We start from the raw sequence: 14,548 nt of genomic DNA, 5'->3' as shown, positions 1-14,548 counted from the left end.
ACTCTAGTAAATATATAGAATAAAGAATATATATGTCTTAATAAGTTATAAATCCTTGCATTTTTAAAATAATTATAACAACTGGTGCTTTAAAATTAGATTTATTCATAATTTTTAGTTGGATTTTGAATTGTTTTACTCTATAATCTTATTATTGCTATAATTCTCTACAGATAACTATCAGTATCGAAATACTCCTAATTGTTAGATTATAATTAAAAACTCTAAGCATATAATTAGGTTTATATAAATATTTATTTGAGTCATATACACTGATATTTGTCATGATAATTATATGATTTTGATTCTATCTTGTTACAGAATTTAAATTTAGTAGGATGAAAAAAAGAACACCGGTTTCCAAAATTATGACCTCTGATGTAATAACATTAAATCAAACTAACGGTTTGGAAACAGCAGAAATGCTTTTTAAACAAAATAAGATACGTCATATTCCAGTGGTAAATGGCAATACGATAATTGGGATGTTAAGTTATACTGATTTATTGCGGATAAGTTTTGCGGATGCCGTAAATGAAAGTGAGCAAGATATTGATACTGTAGTTTATGGTATGTTTACAATTGAGCAGGTTATGGCAAAAAACCTGGTCAGCGTGACTTCTTCAACTACAATTAAGGAAGTTGCCGAGATTTTGTCTAAAAAAGAATTTCATGCATTACCTGTGGTAGATGATGGTAAGCTAAAAGGTATCGTAACGACAACCGATTTAATAAACTATTTGTTGGGCCAATTTTAACAATTTAGAGATTCATAGGTTTTAAAACTAGAAAAGGAAGTGTTTTACTTCCTTTTTTTATTGTTAATATTACTTTACGAAGAAGATCACATATCAAGAACTAAGGTATAGCACAAATTTTAGTTAAACTTCTTATCACAAGAGAGTTTTTAGTATTTTTAGAATTAAAGTAAATTTTATGAGTACCATACCAAAATCAGCATTTGAATTCTTAAAAGATTTAAAAAAGAATAATCATCGGGATTGGATGACCGAAAACAAGAAACAATATCAAGCTAATGAAAAAGAGTTGAAAGTATTTTATGCTGCGGTGGCAGAACGATTAAACGAAAAAGATGAGATCGAAAAAACTAAAGTTTTTAGAATTAATCGTGATGTAAGATTTAGCAAGGATAAAACACCGTATAATGTTCATCGAAGTGTGAGTTTTAGTAGGGCAGGAGCACATCGCAGAGGTGGGTATTACTTAAGATTAGAGCCAGGAAATTCTCTTATGGCTGGAGGTTTTTTTAGTCCAGAGCCGGCTGATTTGTTACGAATTAGAAAAGAATTTGAAATGGATGATCAGGAAATTAGAGAGATACTGGCAGATACTGATTTCAAGAAAGCGTTTGGAGGATTCAATACAGGAAATCAGGTTAAAACTGCACCTAAGGGGTTTAGCAAAGATCATCCAGCTATAGATTTGATTAAGAATAAATCTTTTTTTGTTCAACATAGTTTTACAGATAAAGAGGTTTTGGCTTCTGATTTTCTGGATAAGGTAGTTTATCATTATGAGTTGTTACGACCTTATTTTGATTATATGAGTGATGTATTGACGACCGATTTAAACGGTGTGTCATTATTGGATGATTAAATCGTTAATTTTGAATCTATAGGTAATTAAGACCTCTTTTTTACGACCTTATAACTGGAATATTATTTAAATATTCTTGCAGATTTATTACCAACAAAAATGATAATTAAACTATGAAGAGAATAGCAATAAATGGATTCGGAAGAATTGGACGTGCTGCACTAAAAGTAATCATGGAAGAACCAGATTTACAAGTAGTAGCCGTAAATGATCTAATGTCAATAGACAATGCAAAATATTTACTAAAATACGATAGTGTTTACGGAATTTATGACAAAGATGTTGATATCCGTGACGGGCATTTGCAGGTTGGTGGACAAAAGATATTGTATCTTAATCAAAGAGATCCTGAACAATTACCCTGGAAGGAAAATAATATAGATATTGTAATTGAAAGTACAGGTTTTTTTACGAATAGGGAAGATGCAGAAAAGCATATACATGCAGGAGCTACCAATGTAGTGATATCAGGTCCTACCAAAAGCAAAGATACCCCTACTGTTGTACATGGCGTAAATACAAGTGAAGGAAAGACTGCTATTTTTTCATGTGCTAGTTGTACTACTAATAATATTAGTCCAGTTGTGGAGATTTTAGGACGTACAATAGGGATCAAAAAAGCAATTTTAAATACGATTCATGCCTATACAGCCTCTCAAACATTAGTAGATGCACCTTCTAAAAAAAATCCAAGGATGGGTAGAGCAGGAGCAGTTAACCTAACTCCGACATCTACCGGTGCCGCTATTGCAACAACAAAAGCTTTACCGCAGTATGAAGGAAAGTTTGATGGAGTAGCAGTTAGAACTCCTGTTCCGGTTGGATCCATAAGTGATGTTACTTTTGTAGCTGAAAGAAATACAACTGCAGAAGAAATTAATGAAATATTGCAGAAAGAAGCTAAAACAGACCGATATCTTAAAGTGTTAGATGTTACATATGAGCCTATAGTATCGTCAGATATTCAACAGAGTCCTTATGCAGCTATAGTAGATGCTTCTATGACCAGAGTAGTAGACGGGGATCTCGTAAAGCTAATGATATGGTATGATAACGAATGGGGATTTACTAATCAAATGATCAGACAGATATTGGAGTTGTAAATCATTCGTGATTTATAATAAAAAAGGTGGATCTTGTTAAATTGATCCACCTTTTTTATTATTAGTATTTACAATACTAAATTAGATCTGACTTAATCCGCCATCTACCTCTAATTCTACACCATTAATGTAAGAGGCATCATCCGAGGCAAGAAATAAAGCAGATTTTGCTACTTCTTCTGGTGTACCAAAACGACCAAGGGGTACTTGTTGTGCAAATCCTTTACCCATTTCATCTACCACATCTTGTGGTAATCCCATTTTATCATAAATAGGTGTAGCAATTGGTCCTGGGGCTATAGAGTTTACTCTTATTTTTCTGGGCTTAACTTCTGCAGTCAATACTCTTTGATACGCTCGCAATGCTCCTTTTGTAGCGGAGTAGACACCCAAACCATCAAAACCACGTTGGGTAACAACTGAATTGGTAAACAAAATTGTTCCTTCATCATTTATATGAGGTAAAGCTTCTTTTACGGCAAGGATAGGTCCTTTTACATTAATATTAAAGACAGTATCATAATGGTCCTCAGTAATCTCGTGAGTGGGAGTCGGAGGCGCTACACCGGCATTAAGAAATAGAATGTCAATCTTCCCGTATTTGTTTGCCGCTTCCTGAATTAATTTTTTATTATCTTCTGCGTTAGCAACATCAGCCTTTACACTAATAAAATCTCCTTCTAACTCGTTTGCAACTTGATCTAAAGCTTCCTGACGTCTTCCTGACAGTACGACTTTTGCACCTTCTTGTAAGTAAAGTTTTGCTGTTGCTAATCCTATTCCGCTATTTGCTCCTGTAATAACAGCTACTTTGTTTTCTAACTTTTTCATTGTTTTTAGTATTATTGTTTTTGTATTTATTTAATTATTAATTCGTTAATTTCTTCTTTAGCATCTGATAGGATTTTTTCTGCATTTACCATGACCTGATCTGAATTGATAAATTCGATGTCGGTGATACCAACAAAGTTTAAAAAAGTGGTCATGTATCCAGAAACGTAGTCCACTTCTGTGCCTAGTTTGGTACCACCTGTGGTAATAATTACATATGCCTTTTTTCCTTTTAGTAAACCTTCAGGGCCATTTTCAGTGTATTTGAAACTGATGCCCGCTCGTGCAATTAAATCTATATAAGCCTTTAAGCCAGCAGTAACTCCAAAATTGTACATGGGTACGGCAAATAAATAGGTGTCTGCATCCGCAAATTCGGTTGCTAGTGTATTGGATGCTGTTATGGCTTCTCTTTGGATTTCTGTTTGTTGATTTACAGGTGTGAAGTAGGCCGTAACACTGTCTTCATTTCCAAGTTTTATTAAATCATCATAGTACACATCTCTTGATACCGTAGTATGGTTTCCTAAGTTTTCTATTTTTTCTTGCAAAACATCGGCTAGTTGTCTACTAATCGAACTGTTTTTTCTCGGACTGCTATCTATTCTTAATAGTTTTTTCATTGTTTTTATGTTTTATTTGAAACGATCATTTCAAATTAAGTTAAAAAAAATTAGTGAAGTGCTTTTAGCACCGTGTTTATAATATTTCTTAGTTCTTCTTCATTATTATTTAAAATTCCGGTCATTCGCAATCCCTGTATAGAGGAATACAAGTAAAGTGCATATTCGTTTGCCGTTTGATTTTGATTGAAAACCTTTTCCATCTGACCGTTATGAACCACATCTTCCAACATTGCAAGAGTTTGTTCCTGATTTTGCTCCATAAAGGATTTAATAATTGGTTCTTGATTTACCATTTCGGATTTGCAATTCACAATCAGACATCCTTTTCTATCGTTATCGTTAAGAATATCATTAAGATACATTTCAAAAATCGCTTTAATAGTATCAGAGGAGTTATGAGAATGCATTAATTCTTTTCCCATTTGATCTTTTCCGCTGGATTGATAAAAGGAAAGTACTTCCATGAACATTCCCAACTTACTACCAAAAGAGTTATAAATACTGGATCGATTTAACGAAGTGGCATCAACTAAATCTTGCATAGAAGTCCCATTATATCCTTTTTTATGGAATACTTCAGTAGCTTTTTGCAAAACTTGATTTCTATTAAATGTTTCTGTTTTTGGCATTTTAAATGAAATGAACGTTTCAAAATTAAATAAAAAAAAGGATCACTAAAGTTATAAAAATCATAAAATTTTTGAAGAATTTATAATAAGCGCTTCATCATGACATCGGTTTGAATCTCTGTACCTAGCGTAAATTGATGCTTATCAAAGATTTTAAATCCGTTTCGTTCATAGAATCGAATAGCCCCAGGATTTTGATCCCAAACGCCTAGCCAAATAAAATCAACATTTTTTTCTTTACCAATAAGAAGAGATTGGTTGAAGAGTACTTGCCCTATTTTTTTGCCCTGGTGTTTTTTAACTACATAAATACGCTCTATTTCTAGAGTACTACCCTCTACGGGTTCTGTTTGCGCACCTTGAGAGTTTAGTTTTATATATCCAACAATTTCGCTTTCTAACATGGCAAAAAAGAACTGAGAATTAGGGTTTTGTAACTCCTTATTTATTTGCTCCAAAGTGAATTTTTCTTGAAGATAGCTTTGAATATTAGCTTCTGAATTTGCAGGAGGGCCAAAGGCATCATAAAAAGTTTGTCGGCCAATCTCCAACAGTTTTTGACTGTCTTTAGGTTGTACTTCTACTATTTTTATATCTTGATATGCCATGCTATACCAATTAGATCAAATGATTCTCTTGATAACTCTAAGGTTATGGGTATGGGTTCGTTTTTCTGTATTATAAATCCCTGTATGATCTATTCGATCTATACGAACTTTGCCATGCGCATGGATAATATAATTGTCTTTCATCATAATACCAACATGGATTATGGCACCTTCTTCGTTATCAAAAAATGCAAGATCTCCAGGTTCGCTTTCTTCAATAAAACTGAGTGGTTCTCCCTGAGTAGCCTGCTGTGATGCATCTCGCAAAAGTTTGTATCCGTTTAATCGATACACCATTTGGGTAAAACCGCTACAATCTATACCAAAATTTGTTTTTCCTCCCCATAAATATGGAGTGTTTAGGTACATAAACGCAGTTTCTATTAAATGTTCTTTTGGTTGTTTTTGGACAATTTTATGCCCTTCATATGTATGTTGTAAGAAATCTAAAGCTCCTAATGATACTCCTAATGGTACAGGCATTAATTCATTTTCATCACAACCAATAAATTCGACCAGATCTCCAGATAAGCATGGATCTAATTGGTCAAATTTTTTATACTCATCCAAGGTAATTTCTATGTATTGCTTATTATCTATCCAGCCTTCATATTGATCAAAAGCCAATCTAATTTTACTCCATTTTTTACGCTTTTCGAGTACTTTAAAATGCTCTCCATACAGCACTTGGGTAACCATTTCACTTGGATCGCGAGGTTCAAAACGTAATGGAACGATACTAAGATTACAAATGCCGTATTGCATTATAGTGATTAAATTGTTAGTAAATTATAGTTTGTGAATAGAAGTGTTCTTGAATAGCATTGCAAATAATGAAGCTTTAGATGATTTTATTCTTAAAACCCGTTCTAGTCACAAAAGTTGTAACCGATGGTTTTATATTATCTAAAGCTTCACCTATACTATTTGACTTAGATTAAGCACGTTCAATTACCATAGCCGAGGCACCCCCTCCACCATTACAAATAGCTGCTGCACCTATTTTTGCATTATTTTGTTCTAACACATTAATTAAAGTAATCAAAATACGTACTCCTGAACATCCAAGAGGATGCCCTAAAGAAACTGCACCACCATTAACATTGGTGTTTTTATCGTTAAGCCCTAGAATTTTCAAGTTTGCCAATCCAACAACAGAGAAGGCTTCATTAAATTCAAAGAAATCAACATCGTCTAATGAAATACCTGCTTTTTCTATTGCTTTTGGTAAGGCTTTTGCAGGAGCAGTTGTAAACCATTTAGGTTCATGGGCGGCATCAGCATAACTTCTTATTTTTACTAATGGTTTTAAGCCAAGTTCTGCTGCTTTTTCTGCACTCATCACAACAACAGCACCGGCTCCATCATTAATTGTAGATGCGTTTGCAGCTGTTACGGTACCTTCTTTGGTAAATGCTGGACGTAATGCAGGAATTTTTTCTATCTTCACGTTTTTGTACTCTTCATCTTCAGTGACCATAATAGGTTCACCACGGCGTTGAGGTACAGCAACAGGGACAACTTCATTATCAAATTTGCCTTCAGCCCATGCTTTTGCAGATCTTTCATAGGATTGAATAGCAAATGCGTCTTGATCTTCTCTACTAAACTCGTATTTATCTGCACATTGATCAGCGCAAACTCCCATAGCATGTCCATCGTAAACATCGACTAATCCATCTCTTTGCATACCATCCTCCAGAGTTTGAGGGCCAAATTTATGTCCAGCTCTCAGTCGTACATAATGAGGAATTAAACTCATGCTTTCCATACCTCCGGCAACGATTATATCTGCATCACCTAAGGCAATAGCTTGCGCAGCATGCATAACGGCTTTCATACCACTAGCACAAACTTTATTTACCGTAGTACACGGAACAGTATCACTAATCCCAGCGGCTAATGCAGCTTGTCTGGCAGGAGCCTGCCCATTACCAGCTTGCACTACATTACCCATAAACACTTCTTGAACTAATGATGGATCCAGGTTTATTTTATCTAATGCGCCTTTAATTGCAGTGGCACCTAATTGAGTTGCAGGAACAGTTGATAAACTTCCTAAAAAACTACCAATAGGTGTACGCGCTGCAGATACAATTACTACTTCTTTACTCATTATATGTAATTTAAATTGTGTGTATTGTTTTGTGCGAATTTAAGGATTTTTAAAGGATAAACATAAGTAATTTGCAAACAGTGCTCTCAATATTTTACTGACGTATTTTTTAGTACTTTTGATTAATTTATAGAATATTGCTTGTGAAAAGATTTTTAAATAAATTATATAAAAGGCAGTCCTTTATTTACAGGATTTTTCTTTTTGTATGTACTACCACCTTAATTGTTTATTTATTTCCTAAGGGAGGGATATTTAAATATGAATTTACTAAAGGAAAACCATGGCAGTATGAAAACTTATATGCTCCGTTTGATTTTGCTATAGCAAAGACAGAAGACGATATAGAGGCAGAGAAAAAACGGATACAGGATAATATTATTCCATATTTTGAATATGATACCATTGTGGCTAATACTGCCAAAGATTCATACGATGCAGCTTTTGCCAGTTATTTGACTGTTTTGCATCAAAGTGGATCGCGGGATCAAGCCAAACTTTTTGGTAGAATTTTATTAAATGATATTTACAGATACGGGGTTTTACAAGAAACGTATTCGTATAGAAGTAAAAGACAGATTTTTTTAAGTAAAGGAAATAAAGCAGAGGCTATTACCTATGGCCAAATTTTGACTCCTAATGCTTTAACTAATCTTATTAATGCAAGAATAGATAAAAGTGAATATACCAAGTTCAAAAGCGGTTTTGTTGCTTTATTTTTTGATTTGATAAAACCTAATGTAAGATTAAACAATAAACTAACCGAAAGTACTTTAGAAAATGAGTTGGCAAAGGTTTTAACAACCAGAGGGGGGGTGTCGAGAGGAAGCCGTATCATAGCCAAAGGCGAGGTGGTAGAAGGAGATAAGCTTCAGATTTTAAGTTCTTTAAAAGCAGAATACGAATCCCAGGTTTGGAGTGATAAAAATTTCTACTGGATTGTACTTGGATATTGTCTTTTAGTCTCTTTGGCACTTATGATGCTTTTGCTCTTTATAAGAAAGTACAGAGCCGATATTTATGAAAACAATACTCAAGTAACATTTATATTTTTTAATATCCTTTTTATGGTGTTGGTCACCACATTGGTTGTAAAATATAGATCAAATTATATTTATGTTGTTCCACTATGTATTCTTCCTCTAGTGTTGAAGGCGTTTTTTGATTCCAGGTTAGGTTTGTTTACTCATGTAATTACTGTTTTGATATTAGGTTTTGTTGTTCCTAATAGCTATGAATATACTTTTTTACAGATCATTGCAGGGATTGTAACGATACTAACTACTTCTGAATCGTTTAAACGTGCTAATTTATTTATCTCGGTTGGGCAAATTACATTGGTTTATATTGTGGCATACATATCTTTTCATATAATACATGAAGGAAGCATAAGTAATATTGATTGGACCACAGTAGTATTGTTTGTAATAAGTGGATTTGCTACGTTGATTGTGCATCCTTTGATTTATGCCTATGAAAAGATTTTTGGATTAATTTCGGATGTATCTTTATTAGAGTTGAGTGATACAAATTCAGTATTATTAAAAGAATTATCGAATAAGGCTCCCGGAACATTCCATCATTCGCTTAATGTGGCAAATATTGCCGAAGCTGCTGCAAATGAAATAGGAGCGAACGCAATGCTTGTTAGAGTTGGAGCTCTCTACCACGATATTGGTAAAATGGTTAACCCTACGTATTTTACAGAAAACCAATCCGCATCGGGTAATGCGCATGATGTATTATCCCCAAAAGAAAGTGCCAGAATTATTGTTAATCATGTAATACGAGGCGTAGAGATAGCAAAGAAATATAAATTGCCCGATAGGGTTATTGATTTTATTAGGACTCACCATGGAACAAGTACTGTATATTATTTTTATGCTAAAGAAAGAGAAAGTAATGAAAATGTAAATATAGAGGACTTTCAGTATCCCGGTCCTAAACCATTTTCGAAAGAAACGGCTATATTAATGATGAGTGATAGTGTAGAGGCAGCTTCTAAGAGTTTAAAAAACCCTACGAGTAGTTTAATTGATTCTTTCGTAGAAAAAATAGTTAATAAGCAAATGGAAGATGGGCAGTTTTTAAATTCAAATATTACTTTTAAAGAAATACAACAAATTAAAAAAGTGTTTAAACGTAAATTAACTAATATTTATCACCTTAGAATAGAATATCCTGAATAGTTTTAAAGTATTGAACAATGTAGTTTATGAATTTAAGTAAATACATACGCGTTTTCTAATGTGCAGTAACAATTATGATCTATTAAAAATCACTTAAGAATTTACACTCAGGTATTTCCTATCCATCCAAAAAGTACCAAACGGAATAATTGAACATAATAGAACAATGGCCAAAGTTTTAGTGTTCCATTGTTTTTCTGGTTTTACAAGAATAGCAAATACAATATAAATCAGAAATAAGAAACCATGTGCCATACCGATTACCTTATTAGGTTCAGGAGATTCGAACATATATTTAAGGGGCATGGTAACAAAAAGAATAAGCAAGTATGAAATGCCTTCTAAATAACTAATTAATCTAAAACTTGTAATCATAAACTTCTTTTTAATTCAAACAATTTATTTTTTAATGGAATAATCTAATTCATACACTTCTAAATTAAAGTAGGGAATTGCGGATAGCAAATGATCAAAAATATCTGCCATTATTTTTTCATAATTCTTCCATACTTTATCATTGCTAAATGCATATATTTCTAATGGTATTCCTTGAGCGGTTGGGGCAAGTTGACGACTCATAATCGTCATTTCTTTATTGATATAAGGGTGATTTTCGAGATATGAAGCGACATAAACCCTAAAAACTCCCATATTCGTTAAGTTTCTTCCGTTAATCAGGATATCTTTATCAATTTTATGTTCTGTATTATAGGTGTTTATTTCATTATCAATCTTTTGTAAATAACTACGGATAAGTTCTATTTTTTGAAGGTTTTGTATGTCTTCTCGTGATAGAAATGAAATGCTTGATGTTTTTATTAATAATGATCTTTTAATTCTTCTTCCTCCAGAGTCCATCATACCTCTCCAGTTTCTAAAAGATTCAGATGTAAGATGATACGTGGGTATGGTTGTAATGGTTTTGTCAAAATTCTGAACCTTTACAGAAGATAGATTAATTTCGACGACATCGCCATCGGCTCCATATTTTTCCATAGTAATCCAATCACCGATCCTTACAGTATCATTTACAGAAACTTGTATACTCGCAACAAAACCTAGAATAGTATCTTTAAAAATCAAAAGTAGAATTGCGGACATGGCTCCCAATGCCGTAAAGAATGTCCATATTGATTTTCCTGTTAATAATGAAAAGATTAAAATAACTCCAATAGACCACACAAATATCATAAATACCTGGATATAACTATCTATAGGCTTATCTTTAAATGAATTTAAAGATTTTAAGAAATCTCTTAATGTTCTTAGAATACTTCTTACAATCCAAATCACCAATACGATAACCATAATATCGAATAACACTTCTAAATATTTTTCGGCAGTTGGAAATGCTTTAAACAACATTGGTACGATCCAGATGGTCAACGAAAGAGGAATAATGTGGGCTAAATAATCAAAAGTTTTATTCTTAACCAGATAATCATCAAAAGTGTTTTTTGATTTTGAAGCATACTTTTTAAATATAGCCAGGATTACCTTTTTGGTAATGAAATGTATAATCCATAATGAAACCATTAATAGGCTAATTCCTATCAAAAGGTTTAAATACTCTGCAACATGTTCTGAGAATCCTTTAGATACAAATAGTTTATAAAAATATCGGGTTAATTCTTTCATCTGTATTTGACTATATTTTTTGACAAAATTAGCACTCTAGCCTTAGATTAAGCAAATAAAACAAAAGATTTATTTACCTTTTAAATTAGTGCAAAAAAAATGCTATGTTTATTGCAATAAACATAGCATTTTTGATTAAGAGATATAACTCTAATATACTATTAAAACTTATAGTTTAATGATAAGTTAAATAGAGTTCCTAATTGGCTAAAATGATAACCATCATATGACATTTGAGAATACCTACCGTTAAATGTTATTAAGTTAAATGCCGTTTTCTCGGCAGCAGCATTATTAAGTACAGCTTCTCCGGTTGGAGTAAGTGCTTTAAACTCCCATTCTGGTAACACATTAAAAATATTATTGATATTAGCAGCTATGGTGATATTATCTGTAGCATTAAAGTTTATTCCCAAATCTGTAACTACCTTGGTCATAAACTCAACACCTAGGTCTGATCCACCATCACTATCCGCAGCATTACCACCAACAAGGCCCTCTAGATCTTGTAATCCTTGATTTCTAAACTTAGTAGGACCGAATAAAGTGTTGTTTAGCGAAAAACTAAACTTACCAATATCGTAATTAGCACCTAGTATTGCTTTAAATTCTGGTCTAGAGGTAAAGAATAATGCCTCTTGAGTATCATTTACAACAGATTGACCTGCTTGCGATACAAGTGCAGGATTCTTCACATCTCCATCTCTTTCATTTTCGATTGTATAGTTACCAGATAAGCTCAAACCAAGTTTTCCAGTACCAATTTCTATATTTTTATAGTTTGCCACAATATCGATACCAGAAGTTCTTGTATCAATAGCATTAACAAAGAAACTTACATCGGATAAGTCATTATCTTGTAAAACTTGATCTAACGGAGTACCTCCTGTTGCAGAAGCTCCAATTTCTGTACTTAAAACGATCCTATCATCAACCTGAATGTTATAGTAATCTACCGTAAAGTTGATGTTTTGATTAATTTTTGCTCCAATACCAACGGTTATATTAGTAGATTCTTCAGCATCTAAACGAGGAATATCTAATAATCTCGCTTGAGGAGAAACATTGTTGATTAATCCTCCAACTTGGATCCCTTGACCAGGAACGAAAGAAAATTGAGCACGCTGTGTATATATTTGATGTAGTGTTGGTGCTCTAAACCCTGTTGAAGCAGATGCTCTAAGTGTAAGTTTGTCTTGTAAGAATTTATATCTTGAACTTAGTTTCCATACAAAAGCTTCTCCAAAGTCGCTATAATCTTCTACACGGATAGTTCCATTTACTAAGAAATCCGGAGTAATATCTGCAGATATATCAAAATATCCACCATAATTGTATCGGTTAAACTTTCCTGAGTTTTCTGGTCGGTTTCCTGCAAAAGAATCGGCACCACCCCCATCATAAGAAGCGAGATCTCCCTCTATAATTTCAAAAACTTCGGTTCTAAACTCAGCTCCAAAACCAATACTAACTTGATCGCTAATTAATTTAGCAACATCAATATTACCAACACTGTGTCTAAATTTTGTTCCTCCGGGGTCAAAAGAAACCGGACTGTTTTCTCTATACAGTTCTACAGGTACAAATTCTTCTCCTACATCTGGAACACCATTTCCGTTTACGTCATCAAAACTTGGTGCAAAAACAGAATTACGGTTGTGTGAGTCATTTACAGTATAGTCTTGAGAGTTACCTCCTGTGGTATAACTAAGATCATATTTCCATCCATTCTTTTGAGTTTTAAATCCTATTGTTGCATTGTAATCATTTAAATCTCCTTCAAAAGTTGGTACATATCCATCATATCCATTACCATTAAATGTGTTTCCATTGTTATCTGTAAACGTAACACCGGTGGTTAATGGGTTAGAACCTGGGAAGAAATTACCTAAATATTGAAAATCTTGAATATCTCTCCAATACGGTGTTCTATAATTAGCAAAACTATTTACTTTCTTATATACATAGGCACCATTCATATAAATTTCAGTATTCTCATTGATGTCATATCCACCATTTACCAAAAACTTTGCTGCAGCCGTTTCCGGAGCACCATTAATATTTCCTGCATCGGGACGTCTGGCTAAAAAACCTTGAATATCTTGCAGCCTTTCCCCAACTCTTGTTCCTCCAAAATCGGCAAACTCCCCTTCTGCATCAACATCTCCAGGACGATTTGCAAGGTTTACTTTAGAAAAATCAACAGTATAATTAAAGAATCCTTTATTTTCTCCAATTGTAGCACCATTATTAAGACTAATACCAATAGTTTCTCCATCACCTTCAGAAGTAATTCCTGTTCTAAGTGTTACAGAACCTTCACTTGGATTGTCTTTAAGAATAATATTCATTACACCTGCGATAGCATCAGATCCGTATTGTGCAGAAGCACCATCTCTTAAGATCTCTACTCTTTTGATTGCATCTGTTGGTATTGCAGAGATATCAGATCCTGTTTCACCACGACCAGGAGAAGTTTGCGTATATAATAAAGAACTCAAGTTTTTACGTTTACCATTGATTAGAACTAATGTTCTACTTGGTCCCATGTTTCTAATTTCATAGGGATCTAATAACGATGTTGCATCATTTACAGGTGTTTGCACTGTGTTAAACGATGGAATTTTATACTGTAGTGCTTTATCAAAAGTAATTTGACCCGTAGAGGCCAACTCTTTAGCGGGTAAAACATCAACAGGAAGAGAGGATGTAGTATTACTTCTTGGTAATGCTCTGGATCCTACTAATATAATTTCTTCCAGTTGAGCTCCACTGGATAGAGTTACATTAATTGTTGTTTGCCCTTGCACCAGGACCTCTTTAGAATTAAAACCAACATAACTATAAACCAGCGTGTTTTCTGAAGTTGCTTCGATGCTGTATTTACCATCAAAGTCGGTAGTGGTTCCTTCATTGGTTCCTTTGATAATGATGTTTACACCAGGTAGCGGTGACCCATCAGAGTCGGATACAAGACCCGTAACTGTTTGTTGCGAGAAGCAAAAACTAGTTGTTAATACGAATAAAATAAGCGTGATTTTTTTCATAAAATTGTGTATATTTAAGATGATTGCTGCCTTAAATATATCTAAAAGCACGCTGTTTTAACAACCTCTTTTAATTTTTTTTAATTTAATTAACAAAAAAAGCCGAGAATATTTCCCGACTTTTTACTTGTATTTATCTTCTAA

At 33.4% G+C, this 14,548-nt stretch carries 13 protein-coding genes; 4 read left to right on the top strand and 9 right to left on the bottom strand.

The window, feature by feature from the left end; all coding sequences use genetic code 11:
* Positions 1-338: 338 nt before the first annotated feature.
* From JJQ60_RS06410 to JJQ60_RS06400, 3 genes are all read left to right on the top strand, one after another.
* Entirely contained in the window at positions 339-758 is a 420-nt protein-coding gene (locus JJQ60_RS06410) for a CBS domain-containing protein (RefSeq protein ID WP_201917843.1), read from the top strand.
* A 178-nt stretch (positions 759-936) separates the two neighbouring features.
* Positions 937-1,617: a DUF2461 domain-containing protein gene (locus tag JJQ60_RS06405; protein WP_201917841.1), complete on the top strand. Its 681-nt coding sequence runs from the start codon at positions 937-939 to the stop codon at positions 1,615-1,617.
* Between the two features lie 113 nt (positions 1,618-1,730).
* Positions 1,731-2,720 (top strand): type I glyceraldehyde-3-phosphate dehydrogenase, encoded by a 990-nt coding sequence (locus JJQ60_RS06400; RefSeq protein WP_201917839.1) that lies wholly within the window; start codon positions 1,731-1,733, stop codon positions 2,718-2,720.
* An 81-nt stretch (positions 2,721-2,801) separates the two neighbouring features.
* Here JJQ60_RS06400 and JJQ60_RS06395 read toward each other — a convergent pair whose 3' ends face one another.
* The 6 genes from JJQ60_RS06395 to JJQ60_RS06370 form a co-directional block, all read right to left on the bottom strand.
* Positions 2,802-3,551 (bottom strand): SDR family NAD(P)-dependent oxidoreductase, encoded by a 750-nt coding sequence (locus tag JJQ60_RS06395; protein WP_201917837.1) that lies wholly within the window; start codon positions 3,549-3,551, stop codon positions 2,802-2,804.
* A gap of 26 nt (positions 3,552-3,577) precedes the next feature.
* Positions 3,578-4,174, bottom strand: a complete 597-nt coding sequence (locus tag JJQ60_RS06390) for an FMN-dependent NADH-azoreductase (protein WP_201917835.1) — start codon at positions 4,172-4,174, stop codon at positions 3,578-3,580.
* A gap of 50 nt (positions 4,175-4,224) precedes the next feature.
* Positions 4,225-4,806 carry a TetR/AcrR family transcriptional regulator gene (locus JJQ60_RS06385; RefSeq protein ID WP_201917833.1) on the bottom strand — a complete coding sequence of 194 codons (582 nt, stop codon included), beginning with the start codon at positions 4,804-4,806 and terminating at the stop codon, positions 4,225-4,227.
* A gap of 80 nt (positions 4,807-4,886) precedes the next feature.
* Positions 4,887-5,414, bottom strand: coding sequence for a GNAT family N-acetyltransferase (locus JJQ60_RS06380; protein WP_201917831.1), 528 nt, complete (start codon positions 5,412-5,414; stop codon positions 4,887-4,889).
* 15 nt (positions 5,415-5,429) lie between these two features.
* Positions 5,430-6,179 (bottom strand): C40 family peptidase, encoded by a 750-nt coding sequence (locus tag JJQ60_RS06375; protein ID WP_201917829.1) that lies wholly within the window; start codon positions 6,177-6,179, stop codon positions 5,430-5,432.
* Between the two features lie 172 nt (positions 6,180-6,351).
* Positions 6,352-7,530, bottom strand: a complete 1,179-nt coding sequence (locus JJQ60_RS06370; RefSeq protein ID WP_201917827.1) for an acetyl-CoA C-acyltransferase — start codon at positions 7,528-7,530, stop codon at positions 6,352-6,354.
* 143 nt (positions 7,531-7,673) lie between these two features.
* Here JJQ60_RS06370 and JJQ60_RS06365 point away from each other — a divergent pair, with 143 nt between their 5' ends.
* Positions 7,674-9,719 carry an HD family phosphohydrolase gene (locus JJQ60_RS06365; protein WP_201917825.1) on the top strand — a complete coding sequence of 682 codons (2,046 nt, stop codon included), beginning with the start codon at positions 7,674-7,676 and terminating at the stop codon, positions 9,717-9,719.
* A gap of 93 nt (positions 9,720-9,812) precedes the next feature.
* Here the strand turns inward: JJQ60_RS06365 and JJQ60_RS06360 are convergent, their stop codons facing one another.
* The 3 genes from JJQ60_RS06360 to JJQ60_RS06350 all read right to left on the bottom strand — a co-directional run bounded on the left by JJQ60_RS06360 (position 9,813) and on the right by JJQ60_RS06350 (position 14,404).
* On the bottom strand, positions 9,813-10,094 hold the full coding sequence (locus JJQ60_RS06360; RefSeq protein WP_201917823.1) for a DUF3817 domain-containing protein: 282 nt from the start codon (positions 10,092-10,094) through the stop codon (positions 9,813-9,815).
* 24 nt (positions 10,095-10,118) lie between these two features.
* Positions 10,119-11,357, bottom strand: coding sequence for a mechanosensitive ion channel family protein (locus JJQ60_RS06355; RefSeq protein WP_201917821.1), 1,239 nt, complete (start codon positions 11,355-11,357; stop codon positions 10,119-10,121).
* Between the two features lie 161 nt (positions 11,358-11,518).
* The gene (locus JJQ60_RS06350; protein WP_201917819.1) at positions 11,519-14,404 is read right to left on the bottom strand and encodes a TonB-dependent receptor; all 2,886 of its coding nucleotides are present in this window, start codon (positions 14,402-14,404) and stop codon (positions 11,519-11,521) included.
* Positions 14,405-14,548: the final 144 nt, after the last annotated feature.

It is taken from the genome of Aquimarina mytili (genome assembly GCF_016735115.1).
GTDB classification, from domain to species: domain Bacteria; phylum Bacteroidota; class Bacteroidia; order Flavobacteriales; family Flavobacteriaceae; genus Aquimarina; species Aquimarina mytili.
The sequence above is the reverse complement of the archived record's forward strand: the minus strand, read 5'-3'. Positions and strand labels throughout refer to the sequence as shown.

Excerpts from the sequence above, each read along its gene's own strand:
- JJQ60_RS06410 (WP_201917843.1), top strand. The coding sequence starts at position 339 with ATGAAAAAAAGAACACCGGTTTCCAAAATTATGACCTCTGATGTAATA.
- JJQ60_RS06405 (WP_201917841.1), top strand. The coding sequence starts at position 937 with ATGAGTACCATACCAAAATCAGCATTTGAATTCTTAAAAGATTTAAAA.
- JJQ60_RS06400 (WP_201917839.1), top strand. The coding sequence starts at position 1,731 with ATGAAGAGAATAGCAATAAATGGATTCGGAAGAATTGGACGTGCTGCA.
- JJQ60_RS06395 (WP_201917837.1), bottom strand. The coding sequence starts at position 3,551 with ATGAAAAAGTTAGAAAACAAAGTAGCTGTTATTACAGGAGCAAATAGC.
- JJQ60_RS06390 (WP_201917835.1), bottom strand. The coding sequence starts at position 4,174 with ATGAAAAAACTATTAAGAATAGATAGCAGTCCGAGAAAAAACAGTTCG.
- JJQ60_RS06385 (WP_201917833.1), bottom strand. The coding sequence starts at position 4,806 with ATGCCAAAAACAGAAACATTTAATAGAAATCAAGTTTTGCAAAAAGCT.
- JJQ60_RS06380 (WP_201917831.1), bottom strand. The coding sequence starts at position 5,414 with ATGGCATATCAAGATATAAAAATAGTAGAAGTACAACCTAAAGACAGT.
- JJQ60_RS06375 (WP_201917829.1), bottom strand. The coding sequence starts at position 6,179 with ATGCAATACGGCATTTGTAATCTTAGTATCGTTCCATTACGTTTTGAA.
- JJQ60_RS06370 (WP_201917827.1), bottom strand. The coding sequence starts at position 7,530 with ATGAGTAAAGAAGTAGTAATTGTATCTGCAGCGCGTACACCTATTGGT.
- JJQ60_RS06360 (WP_201917823.1), bottom strand. The coding sequence starts at position 10,094 with ATGATTACAAGTTTTAGATTAATTAGTTATTTAGAAGGCATTTCATAC.
- JJQ60_RS06355 (WP_201917821.1), bottom strand. The coding sequence starts at position 11,357 with ATGAAAGAATTAACCCGATATTTTTATAAACTATTTGTATCTAAAGGA.
- JJQ60_RS06350 (WP_201917819.1), bottom strand. The coding sequence starts at position 14,404 with ATGAAAAAAATCACGCTTATTTTATTCGTATTAACAACTAGTTTTTGC.